General features: G+C 36.0%; 3 protein-coding genes. All 3 read right to left on the minus strand.

What is annotated here, in order from left to right:
• Positions 1–15 precede the first annotated feature (15 nt).
• On the minus strand, positions 16–429 hold the full coding sequence (locus RM529_RS17050; RefSeq protein ID WP_311485951.1) for a hypothetical protein: 414 nt from the start codon (positions 427–429) through the stop codon (positions 16–18).
• Between the two features lie 52 nt (positions 430–481).
• Positions 482–1075 carry a DUF3267 domain-containing protein gene (locus tag RM529_RS17055; protein ID WP_311485952.1) on the minus strand — a complete coding sequence of 198 codons (594 nt, stop codon included), beginning with the start codon at positions 1073–1075 and terminating at the stop codon, positions 482–484.
• 245 nt (positions 1076–1320) lie between these two features.
• A partial coding sequence (locus tag RM529_RS17060; RefSeq protein ID WP_311485953.1) for an adenosylhomocysteinase occupies positions 1321–2013 on the minus strand: 693 nt, incomplete at its 5' end.

The following is a 2013-nucleotide window of genomic DNA, read 5'->3' on the forward strand; positions in this document are numbered from 1 at the left end:
TGGTGCTATGTCTTTCTATTTCTGATTTTGAAGATCTTCCTTCATTTTCATCCTTTCCATGGAAAATGTTGAGGAGGTTTTATCCATGTAGTTGAGTAGAAACAGAGCTTTATCGGCCAATTTTTCAACATTTAAAGTAGTTTCCCTTCTGATCTGATCTTTAGTAAATATTATTTGATGAAGTAGTTTGGTAAAAGCATCGATCGTCAACTCGTTACCGGAATTCAGTTTCATTAATAATTTCTGATTATCCATTTCCTCAAGCTCTTCCAGCTGAAATCCAAATTGTTCCTCTAACTCCTCATTAACTTCCTTAAGTGTTTCATCAAAATCTTCCGGTTCATTTCCATTCACTTTGCCGATCAACATTGTTATTAGTAAAGTCAGTTTTTGGATTTCCCGTTCTATAAAATCTTTGCTTTGTTCCATTTTTAATATTTCAGTATTTCTTGGATTTGGTTCAGATGGAAAATAAGATCCTTTACTCCTTTCTATAAACAAAACACCCGCCTTCCGAGGGATGATCCTGGACCAGGTCATTACTTTTTTCTTTTCGTAGTAAGTAGATTATCATAAAATCGCCTGCAGCAGCTATTGTTAAGAAACCTCCAAAAAGTAACAGCCCAAAATTGCCTGAAATAATTGAATAAATCGCAGGTAAAACACCTAAAATTATTGCAGGCATTATCGCTCCTAGAATATAATGCTTGATCAACAAAGGTTCTTTACAATGGCAATAGGGGGTGAGCATTTTCCATAACACCCCGAATTTTATAGACTTAAAACCGTTTTTGGCAAATTTAGCCCATACAACTCCGTGTATTAGTTCATGAGCTATAATACCCAGAGCAGTAACCAAAATTATAAATATTGGTAGACCAAGAAATCCAAAGCGTGAAAAAATATTATCAACGAAATACTTAAAATGGATCATTGTAGATTCATCGAAATGCAATAAATAATAGGGAAGTGCGAAGGTTATAAAAACGGGGATCATGAGGAAAACAGCGAAGAGGTTTGCCTTAACAAGATCAATAGTAAGCTTTTCTTGATGGTAATCCTGAATTTCTTCCATATAATGCTTTTTCACAGTTATTGAATTGTTCAATAACTAAACAGTGCTAATATAAAAAATGTGAAAGACTATTATCTTGAGGTGCTTCATGTAAGGAAAAGCAGATTTGAACGTCGTTCTAAATCGAAAAATTAATCCGCAAAAAAATCCCATTCAAAATTTTATTCTGAACAGGATTTTTAATTTTTTCTACCGTCTACCGTCTACCGTCTACCGTCTACCGTCTACCGTTTACCGTCTGCCGTCTAGTACCTGTAGTATTCCGGTTTAAACGGTCCTTCTACCTCCACACCAATATAATCGGCTTGTTCTTTAGAAAGTTCGGTAAGTTCTACGCCAATTTTCTCTAAGTGAAGTGCAGCTACTTTTTCATCTAAATGCTTCGGAAGCATATAAACTTCATTTTTATACTTATCAGAATGGTTCCAAAGTTCAATTTGAGCCAGAGTCTGGTTAGTAAAAGAGTTGCTCATTACAAAGCTTGGATGCCCTGTGGCACAACCTAAATTCACCAATCTTCCTTCAGCAAGAAGGATAATATCCTTTCCGTTGATGGTGTACTTATCTACCTGAGGCTTAATTTCATCTTTTGTATCACCATAATTCTCGTTTAGCCAGGCAACCGCAATTTCATTGTCAAAATGGCCAATATTGCAAACGATTGTTTTATCCTTCATCGCTTCAAAATGTTCACCTCGTACAATATCTTTATTTCCGGTAGTGGTAATTACAATATCTGCCTTTGGAAGTACATTTTCGAGCTTTTTAACCTCAAAACCGTCCATGGCGGCCTGTAGAGCACAAATAGGATCAATTTCTGTAACAGTTACAATAGATCCGGCTCCTTTAAAAGATTGTGCGGTTCCTTTACCCACATCTCCATATCCACAAACCACAACTCTTTTTCCAGCCAACATTACATCTGTAGCACGACGAAT

This window comes from Autumnicola edwardsiae (assembly GCF_031846505.1).
Lineage (GTDB): Bacteria > Bacteroidota > Bacteroidia > Flavobacteriales > Flavobacteriaceae > Autumnicola > Autumnicola edwardsiae.